Here is a 14688-nt window from a genome sequence, read left to right on the forward strand (position 1 = left end):
GGGGGCCCCCACCCGGGGGGGGCGCCGGCGGCGGCGGGGGCCCCGGGGGCGCCCGGGAACCGGGCGGCCCCCGGGGGCCCCCGGGGCGTCGCCGGCCCGACGGCCGCACGTCCCGCCGGGCCCGCGGCCGCCACCGACGGCGGTGCGCTCAGCGCGGGCCCGGTGGTGAGCGGCCGGGCGGAGAGCCGGGCGGCCCATTCCCCCAGCCAGATGACGATCCGGTCGCCGGCCATCGGACCGGCGATGAAGAAGCCCTGCACCTCGTCGCACTGCCAGTCTGCGAGGGTCTGCCAGGAGCGCTGCGTCTCGACCCCCTCGACGACGATGCGCATCCGCAGGGCGTGGGCGAGCCGGACGGTGGACCGCACGATCTCCGCGGCCGCCGGATCGGCGTCAAGATCACGCAGGAAGGTGCGGTCGAGCTTCACCTCGTCCGCGGGCAGTTCCCGCAGGTAGGTCAGCGAGCAGAAGCCGGTGCCGTAGTCGTCGAGGCTGACCCGCACCCCGTGGCGGCGCAGCCCCACCAGGGTGCGTCGCGCCGCGTCCCGGGCCTCGACCAGGGTGTCCTCGGTGAGCTCGATGACCAGCACCGAGGACGGCAGCCGGTGTCGGGCCAGCGCGATCCGCACGACATCGACGAACGAGGTCTCGACGATGACGGACGCGGGCACGTTCACCGAGACGGTGAGGAAGACCCCCCCGGCCCGCCACCGCGCGCAGTCGGCCAGCGCCTGGTCGAGCACGAACCGGGTGAGCCGCGGCATCAGCCCGGCCCGGTCGACCTCGGTGAGGAACGCCCCGGGCCCACGCAGGCCGTCGACCGGATGACGCCAACGCACCAGGGCCTCGACCCCGCTGATGCGGCCACTGCGCAGGTCCGCCTTGGGCTGGTAGGTCACCTCGATCTGGCCACGGTCGAACGCCTGGCGCACCTCGGCCCGCAGCAGCAGCCGCGCCCGGTTGACGGGTGCCTCGCCGGGCTGGCCGTCCCGGGTCCGTTTGTGCGCGTGCATCGCCTGCTCGGCGTGCCGCAGCAGTTCGTGCACGGTGCGGCCGTGCTGCGGGGACCGGGCGATGCCGATGCTCGCGTCCGGCCGGACCGGCGTGGCCGCCAGCATGACCGGTGGTTCGAGGGCGGCCCGCAGGTCCGCGGCGACCCGTTCGCAGCGGGCGGCGTCGATCCCGCGGAGCAGGACGGCGAACCCGTCCCCGTCGATCCGCGCCAACAGGGTGGACGCGGGCAGCGCGGCGCGCAGACGGCGACCGACCGTGGCGATCAGGCGATCGCCCTGCTCGTGGCCGAGCGCCAGGTTGACATCCCGCATCCCGTCCAGATCGAGCAGCAGCAGCCCGACCGGGGCGACCCCGCGGGAGCGGTGCCCTCCCCCGCCGAGCCAGCGCCCGGCGACGTCGAGCAGATGCCGCCGGTCAGGCAGCCCGGTCAGTTCGTCGCGCCCGGGTACGCGCCAGCCGGCCCCACCGCCACTCGCCGCCCGGCCACGCAGCCGGGTGAGACCGAAGGCGACCGCGGTCAGCAGAAAGGTGGCCAGGGAGGCCAGCAACGCCGACATCACGCTGGACGCGACCCGCGCCGCATCCGACGTGCCGGCCGGAGACGCCGCCGCGGAACGAAGGCCGACCTCCACCCCGCACACGAGCACGATCACCGCGAACAGGACGCTCGCGAACACGATCGCGCGGATCACCTGGCTGGTGGAGCCGGTCTGGCCCGGACGCCCGACCCGCTCGACCCGCTCGAGCTGCCCGACCCGCTCGACAACGGTCGCTATCCCGACCGCCGCCCACCCGGGTTCACGCGCCTGGGCGGGCAGCCGCCCGGCCCCGACGATCCGGCCCGCCACCCCTGCCGTGCCAGCTCCGCCAGTCTGCCCGGGACCGTCAACCAGGCCCGCACCCCCGGCCGGCCCGGTCACCACCTGCGGCCCGGCGTCCAACGCCGACCTGCAGGTGTCGACCGGCCCGGTGACAGACAGCTGTACCTGTGGTGCCCCCTTGCCCACGACGCACCCGTCGCGAGGAGAACGCCCATCCGGGTCCGGACCTGAACCCGCCGGGTCGCGGTCCGCCGGGTCGCGACCGCTCAGCCCGCCCCTCCCGGTGTGGGCGGCCGCGTGTCGGGAGGTTCGCATCTGGTGCGCCACTCGACGCCTGCCGTCGACGTGGACCGCTGACCAGCGCCCATTCTGATACCGCCATTTCATGGAATTCCCCCGAAGACGATCCCGCCACGGACCCACAACCACACGCGTCGACCACAGGGGCTCTGGCCTGTACACCACCGCCTCCATCAGGCGCGGCTGCCGCGATGCCGCAGGCACCGATGCCCACACTTTGCGAGCGTAACGCCGCCCATGGCGCAGGATATCCGATGACCGACTTTCCGCCGCCCCCAGACCGACCACCACGCCACGGTCCGCGGTGCCGAGATGGGCTCCCTGTCGACCAAAGCACAAAGGAACATCGAGGGCTTTCCCGCTCTGACGACGGGACCACGCCGTGTCCATTCCACCGAATCATCGGAAGCGCGGGCGGCCGTCGCCCCCCGTCCACCTCGGCCCACTGGTTGCGATTTACGACCCACTCAACTACCCATAGTTACCTGACCATTCGGCAGAACCGTCTCCACCGCAGGAAAGACCACAAACATCAGCAGGGCCACCACGCCCAGCAGCAGCAGTGCGGCTACCAACGGCCGCACGCGACCGGAGCCGGGGAGGTGGCGGTACAGCCAGGCGTACATCGTCGGCGCCTCCTCGCGCATTCACCCGACAGCCAGCGCCGGCGGCGGGCCGGCCGACTTCGCGGTGGTGTCCACCAGCTCGCCATACACGATCAGTCGATGACTGGCCGAATATTCAGGATGACAGGTTGTCAAGGTGATGAGGCTCTTCGCCGGAACCTCTCCCGCATGCTTTGGCACGGGATATGTAACATCTACCCGATTTGGGGTCACAACCTCGGAGCCAGAGACTCGGTACGTGTAGTAACGATCCTGAACCTCGACGACGATGGCGTCACCGGGCTTCAATTCATCCAAACGATTAAAAGGTTTTCCATAGGTGGTCCGATGCCCCGAGACCACGAAGTTCCCGATCTGACCGGGCATCGCCGTACCCGGGATATGCCCAGGTCCGCGACGCAGGTCCGCCGCCGAGACGCCCTGCACGACGACGGGTGCGTAATCCCGTCCGAGCCGCGGAACCCGAAGAATCGCGACACCGTCGCCGAGGGGCACCACCGGTGGGGGTGGTGCCACCCGAGGCGCGGACGGCGCCGGCACCCGCGGCGCCGGGCGGCTCCACGACTGCTCGAGCTCATGGTGCAGGCGGTCCTGGGTCCGGGCGGCGAACAGGTCCGTGACCCACAACTGGTAGACGAGGAACAGGACGACCAGCACCCCGGCGGTCATCAGCAGCTCGGACAGACCCCGCCCCAGCCGCCCCACCCACACCGGCCGCCCGCCACCACCGGGACCACCACCGCCGGGACCACCACCACGACCGCGGCGACCGCGACCGCGACGATCTCGCTGACCGCCCTCTGCCGCCAGCCAGCCGTCCGCGGGGGAACCGGCGCGCTGCGTCGGCGGGCCGGCGACCGAGCCGTCCGCCGCCTGCTCATCCGCACCCATGGGGATCGACGACGCATCAGCCACAGCCCGACTATGCCACCTGGTGACTACTCTGCGTGAGCATTGGGGCAAGGGTGTCGTGGCGCGAACCAGGAGACGCCGACACCGCCACCTTGCCTCACGGAGTGAGACGATTCTGTTACTCTCTGTTTCGATCCGGCGCGAGAGCACGAGAGCACGACTGCCGTGCGCTCCGTTCCCACCGCGCACCAGGCCAGGGGGCCCGATGAAGACCGTGGCCATCATCGTCCACTGGGGTCCCAGCGCTCCCACGGTGGACGTCGCCGAACGGCTCGAGGCCTGTCCGTCCATCGCGCAGGTCGTGGTGGTCGCCAACGACCAGAGCGCGCGTCCACCGGACCTGCCCGCGGCGTCCGCGTGGTTGATCCCCCCACGCAATCTCGGCTTCGGTGCGGGCTTCGCGTTCGCCTGCCGCGACCATCCGGGCGCCGAGGCGTTCCTGCTGGTGAACAACGACATCCGGATCGACGAGGCCACGATCACGGCCTGTCTGCACCTGCTGCGCGGCACGAACATCGGTGTCGTCGCCCCGACCCTGGTCAACGGGGACGGCCTGCAGTCCGGTGCCGCCCGGCTGAGTCCCGTCCTGGTGGCGCCGCGAGCCCGGCGTCCGCCGCAGGATCGGCCCTGCGAGGCCGACTGGGTCACCGGCGCGGTGATGTTCATCAAGATGGACGTGCTGCGGCGCATCCCCTTCGACGGCCGGTACTTCCTGGGCTTCGAGGATGTCGACTTCTGCTACCGCGTGCGCGACGCCGGCTGGAGCGTGGTGCTCAGTCCCGCCCGCGCGTGGCACACCGGAAGCACGACCATCTCGCGTGGCGGCTGGAGCTACTACGTCGTGCGCAACCGGTTGTGGTTCACCCGGCTGCGCGGATGGCGGCTGCGCACCACACTGGTCGCCGCGACTGCCGCCGCGGTCGTGCTGCCCCGATCCCTGCTGCTGGATCTGGCCCGCGGACGTGGGTTCGCCACGTCCGCACTGGTCCGCCATGGTCTTCTGGACGGTCTTGGACCGATTCCCCCGCTCGGCGAACCGCATGCCGACGAGCCCCGCGCCGCGCGATGGACCGCCTGGTCATGACCCCGCCATGACCGTCCCGAGCAGGGCGGGGCCACACCGATCCGGCTGGACGGACTCAACCGCCCGCGCGCGCCACCGGAGACCGGGTCGGGGCGGCGGCGGACGCGGCAGCGGTGGGCGCGGCAGCGGTGGGCGCGGCGGGCGCGGGCGCGGTGACAGTGGGCGCGGTGGCAGCCGGCTGTGCGGCATTACGCCGTGGCCGGGGCGCCGTGACGGGCCGGGTGCCGATGTCCGCGGGACGGGCGGCGGGCAACGGGCGCAGCGGCGCGGTCAGAAACAGCGACTGCCAGGCGTACAGGTTCGGCATCTGGCGCAGGACGAACCGGTCGGCGCCCCGCACCCAGCCCTCGGGCAGGAACTCCCGGCTGCGCCACCACGGCAGCCCACCGGTCGAGGCATCGGCCAGAATCCGCAGCCCGCCGGACACCAGCAGGCGCCGGGCCGAGGTCACGGTGAAAAAGCGCAGGTGGGTGGCATCCATCAGGCCGGTCTCGGTGTACTCGAAGTGTCCGAGCAGGAACTTCGCCCGCTGCCGGTAGTGCAGCACGTTCGGCAGCGCGACCAGAATCCGGCCGTCGGGCGCCAGCACCCGCCGGGCCTCGCGCACCAGCGGCGTCGGGTCGGCGAGGTGCTCGAGGATGTGCGAGAGCACGACGAGTTCGTAGGAGCCGTCCGGGGCGAAGGGCAGGCCGTCGGCGAGGTCGGCGAGTTCGATCCGGTCGCACTCACGCCCCGCGGCGGCCCGCTCGGACGGGTCGTTGGTCACGCCGGTCACCTGCCAGCCACGTTCTCGCAGCAGCCGGGCGTTGTCACCGGCGCCGCAGCCACAGTCCAGGGCCCGTCCCGGTCGGATGTCGACGAGGTCGAGCAGGTCGGGATTGCCACCGTTGCGATACCGCAGGTCGAGCTCCATGGACGACTCCTTGTCACCGTCGGTGCGGCACACGGCCGCGAGCCCACGGCCGTACGCGGATGTGCACTTAGAGTAACGCCAGCGTGACGCCGACAGGTTGAAGCAGTCGACACCACGACCGCCGCAACGGCTGCCGGGCTCATGCCAGTCACAAAGGAGCTCCCATGGAACCGGGCATCGAAGCGCCCAGGAATCCCCACGCCGACGGCGAGCCGGCGCGCGCACCATCACCCGACACGCTCACCGCGCCACCGCGCGCCCCGTCGGGCGTGGCGCGGCTCATCCCCCGCCCCCGCCGGGCCGACCAGGCCACGCAACCCGCGTCCACCAGCGTCGCTGGCCATCCCAGCGGCACCGCGCCCGGCGACAGCACCGGCGGCGAGACCCTCGCCCAGGTGTTCACCGGCCCGAACTGCCTGTCCGCGCAACGGCTGATGTTCGCCTGGGTCGTCCTGCTGCTGCACGGACTGGCGCTCAGCGGTCACCACACCCCGGCCCTGGGCAAGCACGAGTACGACGCGGTGGCCCTCGACGGTTTCTTCGCCATCAGCGGCCTGCTGGTGACACACAGCGCCCGGCGGCTACCACTGCGTCGGTTCATCCGGCACCGGGCGCTGCGCATCCTGCCGGGCTTCTGGGTCTGCCTGATCTTCGTCGCGTTCGTGATCGCCCCGCTGGGCTGGCTGCACGTCCATGGCACCCTGCACGGCTATCCGCTGACCGGACCGCACGGCGCGCTGCACTACGTCACCGACAACGCGCTGGTGCGGATGCGCTTCTACGACATCGGCGGCACCCCGACGGGCACCTTCTTCCCCGCGCCCGGCTCCACCGCGCCACTGGCCTGGGACGGCTCGATGTGGTCGCTGTGGTGGGAGGTGCAGTGCTACCTCGGGATCCTCGCGCTCGCCCTGGTCGGACTGCTGCGCCGCCGACCGGTCCTGGTGATCGGCGCGATCACCCTGGGGCTCGCCCTGGTCGAGGCCCTCGGTCCCGCCGGTATCCTGCCGGCCCGGCTGTCCCCGGACATGTTCCGGTTCGCGCTGAACTTCCTCGCCGGTTCGATCGTGTGCCTGTACGCCGACCGCATCCCGGTCTCGGGCCGAATCGCCGCCGTCGCCGGGGTGGTGTTCGTCGGTTCCCACTTCGTCCAGGACATGCCGCTGATCTCGGCGATGCCACTGGCCTACCTGTGCGCCTACCTGGGCATCCGGGTGCCGCTGCACCGCCTGGGCACCCGCCGGGACCTCTCCTACGGTCTGTACATCTACGGCTTTCCCATCCAGCAGCTGGCCACCGTGTACGGGCTGCACCGCCAGGGGATCCTCGTGTACCTGCCGGTGACGGTCGTGGTGACGGTGGTGCTCGCCGCGGCCAGCTGGTACCTCGTCGAAGCGCCGGCGCTTCGCCACAAGTCCCCCCGCCCCAGATCCCGACCCGGCGCCCACAGCACGCGCGCCATCCGCAGAACCATTGGCACTGTCGGCACTGATACGGCCACGTTGAGCTCCACTGACACGGGATGGCGCGCGAGACGACTACCAGAGGAATGATTACCATCACCTTCCGTGCAGCTACTTCGACGGATCTCTCCCCCAGCGCCGGATGCCGACCGCGCCGCCCGCGTCCTGCTCCTGACCCTCTCCAGCGGGCTCGGTGGCGGCATCGAGCGCTACCTCACGACGGTGGAGGAGACCCTGCGCGCGGGCGGCGCCGAACTGACCAGGGTTGACATGCTCGAACCCGGCGTCGAGGCGACCCCGGGCAACCGGGCCCGGTTCGTCCGCCGGGCGCTGAGCACCGCCCGACGCTTCGGCACCGCCGACAGTGTCGTGGTCGGTCACGCCAACCTGATCCCGGTCGGTGCGGCCGCGCTGCGCCTGACCCGGGCCCGGTTCGGCCCCGTGCTGTTCTACGGCACCGACATCTGGAGCATGCGCGCCGCCGACCGCGCCCTGCTGCGCGCCGACCCGCTGCTGCATCCGGTGACGATCAGCTCGTACAGCGCGGGTGCGCTGTCCACCGTCGGGGTGGCGCCGATCCTGCCGCCGGGGATCTCCCCGGCGTGGCGCACGACGCTGCTCGGCGAATCGAGCCGGCGCCGACCGTTGCCACCGGTGCCCACCATGCTCAGCGTGTTCCGGCTGGCCGACTGGTCCGGCAAGGGCGCCGCCGTGCTGCTGGCGGCGCTCGCCACCATCCGCGCCGAACTCGGCCCGGTGCGCCTCGTGCTCGCCGGGCAGGGTCCGGCGCCGGGCGCGCTGCACGAACTGGTGTCCGCGCATCCCGACACCGAGGTCGTCGAATCCCCCGCGGACGAGGAACTCGCCCGCCTCTACGCGACCGCGGACCTGTTCGTGCTCTGCACCCGCACCCACACCCCCACCCGCGGCCGCCCGGCCAGCGGGGAGGGTTACGGCATCGTCCTGCTGGAGGCGCAGCTCGCCGGCTGCGCGGTCGTCGGCCCCGCCTCCGGCGGCAGCCATGACGCCTACCAGGACGGTGTCACCGGCCAGACCCCGGTCGACGAGTCCGCGGCGGCCCTCACCGAGATCCTGCGCGGCATGCTCGCCGACCGGGCCCGCCTCGCCCGCACCGGACGGCGCGCCGCCGAATGGGCCGAGGCCGCCACCCGCCCCGACGACTACGCCCGGCTCGTCTTCACCGCCCTGACCGGACGCCCCGCCGCCCCCACCGAGCCCCCGGACCTGCCCACCCAACCCGCCGGCCGGCCGACTCCCACCCGCTCCACCCCACCGCCCGCCCGCCCCGCCCAGTCGGCCGGCCGCGTTCCCCCCTCCCCCGGCCGCCCCTCGCCGTCGGGACCCGGTTCCGCCTTCCCCCGGTCCAGGTCCACGCCATGAGCGCCATGAGCGCCCCGTCCGCGGCGTCCCTGCTCGTCGACTGCGCCGGTGCGCGGGTCGGGGGCGCGAAACGCCTGCTCAACGAGTTCGACCTCTATCTGCGCGACCGCGAGCTACCCGGCCTCCACACCATCGGACGCGACCGGTCCCTCGGCGCGACCTGGCTGCTGCGACGCGAACGGGAACAGACCCGCGGCATACGGTTCGACCGGTCGCTGGCACTGAACAACGTCTCGTTCGTGACCGCCGGGCGGGAACGGCACGTGCTCGTCCACGGCGCCCAGCACTTCCTGCGCCGCACGGAGATCCGCCAGCTCGGCCGCCGGATCAGCCCCGCGGTGCACGCCCAGGCGCCGATCGTCTGGGCGGCGCTGCACCGGGCCGACCGCATCTTCGTCCCGTCGACCAGCATGGCCGAGCGGGTCGCCACCTACGTCCCGTCCGTGCGCAACCGGCTGATCGTCGCCTTCAACCCGGTGACACCCCCCGACCCGGCGTCCGCGCCCACGTGGAAGGACCCCGCGGGCGCGACCGAGACGACCGGGGCGCGCGGACGCGACGGCGATCCGGTCGACTTCCTGTGCCCGGTCGTGATCCTGCCGCAGAAACTGCTGACCGGACGGCTACGCGCCGGACTCGCCGCACTCGACATCCTCGCCGGCCCACCGCACCGCACCGATGCCACCCTGAGCGTCACCGGTCGCGCCGATCAGCTCGAGGATCCGGCTGTGGCCCACCATCCCCGGCTACGCCTGGTCGGCGAGCATCCCGCCGAGGCCGTCATCGCCATGATGGCCCGCTGCGACGGCATCTTCTTCCCGCTGGAACTGGAGTCGTTCGGCTATCCGATGGCCGAGGGCCGCATGATGGGCGTGCCGGTGATCGCCCGCGACAGCGCCCACAACCGCGAGATCGCCGGCCCCGCCCTGGTCGGCTACCAGCGGGAGTCCGCCGAGGACATCGCCACCGCCCTGCACGCCGCCCAGGCGATGTCACGCTCGGCGACCCTGAAGCCCGACGAGGGCGGCCACTTCGACCGCGGCCGCTACTTCGACCAGCTCCTCGGCCTACCCCCCGCCCACTGACCGCGGATTCCCGACTCGCCGACCACAGCACCCCCGCCGGCCCGCCCACGCTGATCCGTGCCCGCTGATCCGTGCCCGCCGGCCTGCCCCCCGGTCAGCGATCCACGAGAAGCGCCTAGTGACCGAGCGGGTCGAGGTCCAGCCGTTCGAGGGAGTCGAGGTGGCCGGGCGGAGTGGACTGCGCCGGTACCGCCGCGGCGAGGCCCCGGTGCGGCGTGGCACCAGCCGTCGTACCAGCCTCGGCCGGCCCGCCGATCTCGTCGTACGCGCCGATCTCGTCGTACGCGCCGAACTCGTCGTACGCGCCGAACTCGTCGGACCTGTCGGACCCGGCGGACCCGGCGGACGGCCGGGGTGGAGTCAGGTCGAGACGACGGGCGACGACGAGGTGCTGGCCGGTGACGTCGTCGTCGACGTCGACCAGGGTGGACATCGGGATCAGTTCCAGTTCGCCGAAGCCGGCATCGGTGATCAGCCGGCGCACCTGGTCGGCGGACCGTCCGAAGCAGTTGAGTGCGAACCGCAGCCGCACCCGGCCGGCCAGGCCCCGCTCCGCGCGCCACTGCGCCTCGGTGCGCCAGGCCGGATCGTCGATCACCACGTGGAGCAGGAGGCGTCCACCGGGGCGTAGGGCGCCGTGCCAGTCACGCAGCGCCGCGGCGACCACCTCGTCGGTGAGGTGCTGCACGACGGCGATGCAGTAGACGACGTCGACGTCGCGTCCGCTGCGGTGGAAGTCCTCCGCGACGAGGTACTCCAGGTTGGGAGCCGGGTTCAGCACCCGCGCGCAGGCCAGCACACCGCGGGAGACGTCGACCGCGGTCAGGGCGTGGACCCGCGGGGCGACGGCGGCGGCGAGATAGCCCGGGCCGCACCCGACGTCAAGGACGTCGTCGTCCGGGAGCAGGTAGCGGCCGAGCAGATCACGGGCGAGGATGACGCGACTGCGCCGGTTGCGCTCGGCCGCGGCGTCGCGGTCATGCTCGTCCGGCTGGAAGTAGTGCGGGCTGAGCGAGAGCAACCGCAGGGCCATGCTTCGGCGGTACCGGGCTGGCGTCGTTGCCAGCAGTACCGGCACCCACCGGGCGCCCAGAAAGTTCTGCGTGCCGGCTGTGGCGAGGGCATAGCCCGCCAGGGAGCGAAACCGACCACCGAACGTGGCTGGACTGCCGGGCATGCTCGCCGTCCTCTCGGCCACCGGCGGCACCGGACGTGCCACCGCGCACCGGACCGACGAACATCGACGGCGACCACGGCCGTCAAAGATCATCAACCCCGACTATCGCCAAGAGTATTGATGCGAACACTCACGGTCAACAACCGTCGCGGCTCGGCCCGCTGGCCGAGATGCTCCGCTCCGGCGGAAAGGTCTATTCCAGGTAGTCGCGCAGCTTCTGGGAGCGCGACGGATGACGCAGCTTGGACAGCGTCTTGGACTCGATCTGGCGGATCCGCTCCCGGGTGACGCCGAACTCGCGTCCGACCTCCTCCAGCGTGCGCGGGTGACCGTCGGTAAGACCGAACCGCAGCTGGATGACCTTCTTCTCCCGGTCGGACAGGGTGTGCAGCACCGAGTCGAGCTGCTCCTGCAACAGGATGAAGCTGGCCGCGTCGACGGGGACGACCGCGTCGCAGTCCTCGATGAAGTCGCCGAGGTGGGAGTCCTCCTCCTCACCGATGGGCGTCTCCAGCGAGACCGGCTCCTGGGAGACCTTGAGGATCTCGCGGACCTTGTCCGGGGTGAGATCCATCTCCTTGGCGATCTCCTCCGGGCTCGGCTCACGGCCGAGGTCCTGGAGCAGCTGGCGCTGGATGCGGATCAGCTTGTTGATCGTCTCGACCATGTGCACCGGGATGCGGATGGTGCGGGCCTGGTCGGCGATGGCGCGCGTGATCGCCTGCCGAATCCACCAGGTGGCGTAGGTCGAGAACTTGTAGCCCTTGGTGTAGTCGAACTTCTCGACCGCCCGGATCAGACCGAGGTTGCCCTCCTGGATGAGGTCCAGGAACAGCATGCCGCGCCCGACGTAACGCTTGGCGATCGAGACCACCAGGCGCAGGTTCGCCTCGACCAGCTTGCGCTTGGCGATCTGACCGTCGCGCTCGATGGCCTCGAGATCCCGACGCATCTGCGGCGAGGTCTTCTTAGTCGCCACCGCGAGCTTCTCGGAGGCGAACAGACCGGCCTCGATCCGCTTGGCGAGGTCGACCTCCTCCTCCGCGGTGAGCAGCGGGACCTTGCCGATCTCCTTGAGGTACATGCGTACCGGGTCGGAGGTCGGGGCCTTGAGCGCGAGTTCCTCCTCCTCCCGGCGGCGCCGGGCGAGCAGGTCGGCCTCGTCGGGGTTCTCTCCCCCCGCCTCCAGCACCTCGATGCCCTCGTCATTGAGCACCTGCAGGACCGTCTCGGCCTGCTCCGGGGGGAGCTCCGCCGCCTGGATGGCGACCGAGACATCCTCGGTGGTGAGGAAACCGATCTCCTTGCCCCGGGTGATGAGGTCCTTGACCTCGTCCACCTGGGCTTCGCGGGGTAGGACGGTAGGACTCATGGGCGGAATCTCGTCACTTCCTTCTCGGGATCGACCCAGGTTACGCGGCACCTACGCCCCGTTCCCGGAGTTGACGCTTGTGCTGTTCCAAAGCGATCAGCTCACCGTAGGCACGGTTGAAGGCATCCGTGTCGGTCGCCGCGTTGAGCCGCTGCACCCGCGACTTCAGGTCGGCGATCCGACGTGTCACATGTAGCTCCTGTACGCGAGACATCTGCTCGTCGACATAGCGATCATCAACATCGCGGTCCCACAACAACCTCTCCACGGCCAGGGCGGTGACGACCCGCCGTAGTTCCTCCTCGGTCGCCGCCGCCGACAGTTCGGCGACCCAGGCGCCAACGCCGCCGGTTCTCGCCAGCCCCCCGTACACCCCGCCAAGCCGTGCGATGAGCTCACGGACGGCGCGATGCGCGGGAACGGTGAACATCTCCGGAGGCAGCGGGTCGAACATCGCCGCTGCGAACCCCGGGTACTGGATGGCGAGCTTGAGTGCCTCCCGCTCCACGACGGCGGCAGGGTCGGCGGAGTCGACCGTACCCGCCCGACGTGGGCCCACGGTGGAGGCGACCGCGGCGGATCCACCCGGCCCGCCGCGCGCGCCACCCGACGCACCCGCGGCGATCTCGCCCCGCGTGCCCCCGGCCATCGCGCCGACCCGAGCCCCGCCGGCCCCGCTCGCCCCAGCCCCGGCACGATCCGTGGCCGTGGCGCGCCCGCGGTGCTCGGCGACCCGGGAGGCGACGAACCGCTCGTCGAGGAAGCCAAGCCAACGGTCGAGATTGACCGCGTACCGATGTCGCAGGCCGGTGTCCTTGATCCGACCGACCAGCGGGGCGGCGGCGTCCAGCGCCGCGAGGCGACCCTCGGTGGTGTCGAGGTCGTAGCGCCCGATCACGCCGCGCAGCGCGAACTCCACCAGCGGCACCCGCCGGGCGACCAGTTCGCGTACCGCCGCGTCACCGCCGCGCACCCACAGCTCGCACGGATCAAGCCCGCTGGGCTCGACGGCCACGAACGTCTGGGTGGCGAAGCGCTCCTCGTGCTCGAAGGCCCGCATCGCCGCCTTCTGACCGGCGGCATCACCGTCGAAGGTGAAGACGACCTCGCCGCGGCGCTCGTCGGAGTCCATCAGCAGGCGACGGACCACTCCGACATGCTCCGCGCCGAACGCCGTGCCACAGGTCGCCACCGCCGTCGTGACCCCGGCCATATGACAGGCCATGACATCGGTGTAGCCTTCCACCACCACAACCTGATAGCGCCGGGCGATGTCGCGCCGGGCCATCTCCGCGCCGTACAGCAGGCTTCCCTTGCGAAAAAGTGGAGTCTCGGGCGTGTTGAGATACTTCGGGCCGGCATTGGCCGAGCCCTGCTTCGGCGTGGCGGCGTGCGAGATGTTGCCACCTTCGAGCAGCCGCCCGCCAAATCCCACGACATCACCCGCCAGATCGCGGATCGGCCACATCAGCCGGTGGTGGAAACGATCGATCAGGCCACCCCGGGAGCCCGGTTTGGACAGGCCGCCCAGCACCAGATCCTCACTGGTGAACCGGCGGGCCAGCAGGTGGCGGGTCAGCGTGTCCCACCCGGTGGGGGCGTAGCCGACTCCGAAGCGGTGCGCGGCCTGCGCGTCGAACCCACGGGCGGTGAGGAACTCCTGGCCGGCGCGGGCCGCGGGATGCGCGCCGAGCTGCTCCGCGTAGAACTCCGCGGCCACCCGGTGTGCCTCCAGCAGCCGCTGCCGCTGGCTGGACACGGTGCGGTCGGTGACACCGCCGCCCTCGTAGGTCAACGTGACCCCGGCCCGGCGGGCCAGCCGCTCGGCGGCCTCCCGGAAACTCAGCCCGTCGATCTCGCGGACGAAGGAGTACACGTCGCCGCCCTGCTGGCAGCCGAAGCAGTGGAACAGCCCGGTGGCGACGTTGACGTAGAAGGAGGGGGACTTCTCCTCGTGGAACGGGCACAGACCAGCCAGCTCGTTGCGGCCCCCCGGACGCAGTTGGACGTACTCGGAAACCACGTCCGCGATCGGCGAGCGCTCTCGGACGAGGGCCACATCGGCATCACGGATGCGTCCGGCCATCCGCGCCTCCCCTCGTCCCTGCCGGGCGGGGAACCCCGCCCGGGGCAGACCACCCACCAGACCTGTGCCCGGTTGTACCCAGTGAACCGATCTTCCGAACACGGATCGCGAGCCCCTGGCGGGGGCCGGCGACCGATCGCGCGCCGCCCCACACATCGGTCCTACCGGTGCGATGGTACGTGTCGTAGGCGCGACAGTACCGATCATGCCACGGGAATGTTGTGGATGACGTCCCCGACCAGCACCGCAGTCAACCGGGCGGCCTGCGTGACCGGATCGGGTGATCGCCGTGCGGGGAGGGCGCGCGCCTCCCCCACCCGGGGTACGGCGGCCACGGCCCGCCGATCCCACCTGTTCGCCATGTCGGGCACAACGTTCATCCAACCACCGCGAAGCGGTCATCGCCGGCCACCCGCCGCCAGCTGGACGCGGCT

General features: G+C 71.6%; 12 protein-coding genes. 4 read left to right on the top strand and 8 right to left on the bottom strand.

Going from position 1 to position 14688, the window contains the following annotated elements; all coding sequences use genetic code 11:
- From MXD61_RS00005 to MXD61_RS28610, 3 genes are all read right to left on the bottom strand, one after another.
- Nucleotides 1–2021: bifunctional diguanylate cyclase/phosphodiesterase (locus tag MXD61_RS00005; protein WP_248810588.1), on the bottom strand; the 2021-nt coding region annotated here is incomplete at its 3' end.
- Nucleotides 2022–2602: 581 nt separating this feature from the next.
- Nucleotides 2603–2761 (bottom strand): hypothetical protein, encoded by a 159-nt coding sequence (locus MXD61_RS00010; protein WP_175087806.1) that lies wholly within the window; start codon nt 2759–2761, stop codon nt 2603–2605.
- A gap of 21 nt (nt 2762–2782) precedes the next feature.
- Nucleotides 2783–3472 (bottom strand): class E sortase, encoded by a 690-nt coding sequence (locus tag MXD61_RS28610; RefSeq protein WP_374628221.1) that lies wholly within the window; start codon nt 3470–3472, stop codon nt 2783–2785.
- Between the two features lie 406 nt (nt 3473–3878).
- Between MXD61_RS28610 and MXD61_RS00020 the strand changes: the two genes are divergently transcribed.
- A complete protein-coding gene (locus tag MXD61_RS00020; protein ID WP_248810590.1) occupies nt 3879–4757 on the top strand; it encodes a glycosyltransferase family 2 protein in 879 nt (292 codons plus the stop codon).
- A 55-nt stretch (nt 4758–4812) separates the two neighbouring features.
- Here the strand turns inward: MXD61_RS00020 and MXD61_RS00025 are convergent, their stop codons facing one another.
- Entirely contained in the window at nt 4813–5670 is an 858-nt protein-coding gene (locus MXD61_RS00025) for a class I SAM-dependent methyltransferase (RefSeq protein ID WP_248810591.1), read from the bottom strand.
- A 164-nt stretch (nt 5671–5834) separates the two neighbouring features.
- On the opposite strand from MXD61_RS00025, the gene MXD61_RS00030 reads away from it, so the two are divergent.
- Genes MXD61_RS00030 through MXD61_RS00040 form a run of 3 tightly spaced genes read left to right on the top strand, consistent with a single transcriptional unit; the run spans nt 5835 to nt 9619 of the window.
- Nucleotides 5835–7223 (top strand): acyltransferase, encoded by a 1389-nt coding sequence (locus MXD61_RS00030; RefSeq protein ID WP_248810592.1) that lies wholly within the window; start codon nt 5835–5837, stop codon nt 7221–7223.
- Nucleotides 7224–7238: 15 nt separating this feature from the next.
- Nucleotides 7239–8534 carry a glycosyltransferase family 4 protein gene (locus tag MXD61_RS00035; RefSeq protein WP_248810593.1) on the top strand — a complete coding sequence of 432 codons (1296 nt, stop codon included), beginning with the start codon at nt 7239–7241 and terminating at the stop codon, nt 8532–8534.
- A gap of 5 nt (nt 8535–8539) precedes the next feature.
- Entirely contained in the window at nt 8540–9619 is a 1080-nt protein-coding gene (locus MXD61_RS00040; protein WP_248810594.1) for a glycosyltransferase, read from the top strand.
- A gap of 115 nt (nt 9620–9734) precedes the next feature.
- Here MXD61_RS00040 and MXD61_RS00045 read toward each other — a convergent pair whose 3' ends face one another.
- The 4 genes from MXD61_RS00045 to MXD61_RS00060 all read right to left on the bottom strand — a co-directional run bounded on the left by MXD61_RS00045 (nt 9735) and on the right by MXD61_RS00060 (nt 14634).
- Nucleotides 9735–10796: a bifunctional 2-polyprenyl-6-hydroxyphenol methylase/3-demethylubiquinol 3-O-methyltransferase UbiG gene (locus MXD61_RS00045; RefSeq protein ID WP_248810595.1), complete on the bottom strand. Its 1062-nt coding sequence runs from the start codon at nt 10794–10796 to the stop codon at nt 9735–9737.
- Between the two features lie 193 nt (nt 10797–10989).
- A complete protein-coding gene (locus MXD61_RS00050) occupies nt 10990–12168 on the bottom strand; it encodes an RNA polymerase sigma factor (protein WP_101834813.1) in 1179 nt (392 codons plus the stop codon).
- Between the two features lie 40 nt (nt 12169–12208).
- Complete coding sequence (dnaG, locus tag MXD61_RS00055) at nt 12209–14254, bottom strand: DNA primase (protein ID WP_248810597.1); 2046 nt, start codon at nt 14252–14254, stop codon at nt 12209–12211.
- 203 nt (nt 14255–14457) lie between these two features.
- Nucleotides 14458–14634 (bottom strand): hypothetical protein, encoded by a 177-nt coding sequence (locus tag MXD61_RS00060; protein WP_248810598.1) that lies wholly within the window; start codon nt 14632–14634, stop codon nt 14458–14460.
- Between the last annotated feature and the right edge of the window lie 54 nt (nt 14635–14688).

The organism is Frankia sp. AgPm24 (genome assembly GCF_023243055.1).
GTDB classification, from domain to species: Bacteria; Actinomycetota; Actinomycetes; order Frankiales; family Frankiaceae; genus Frankia; species Frankia umida.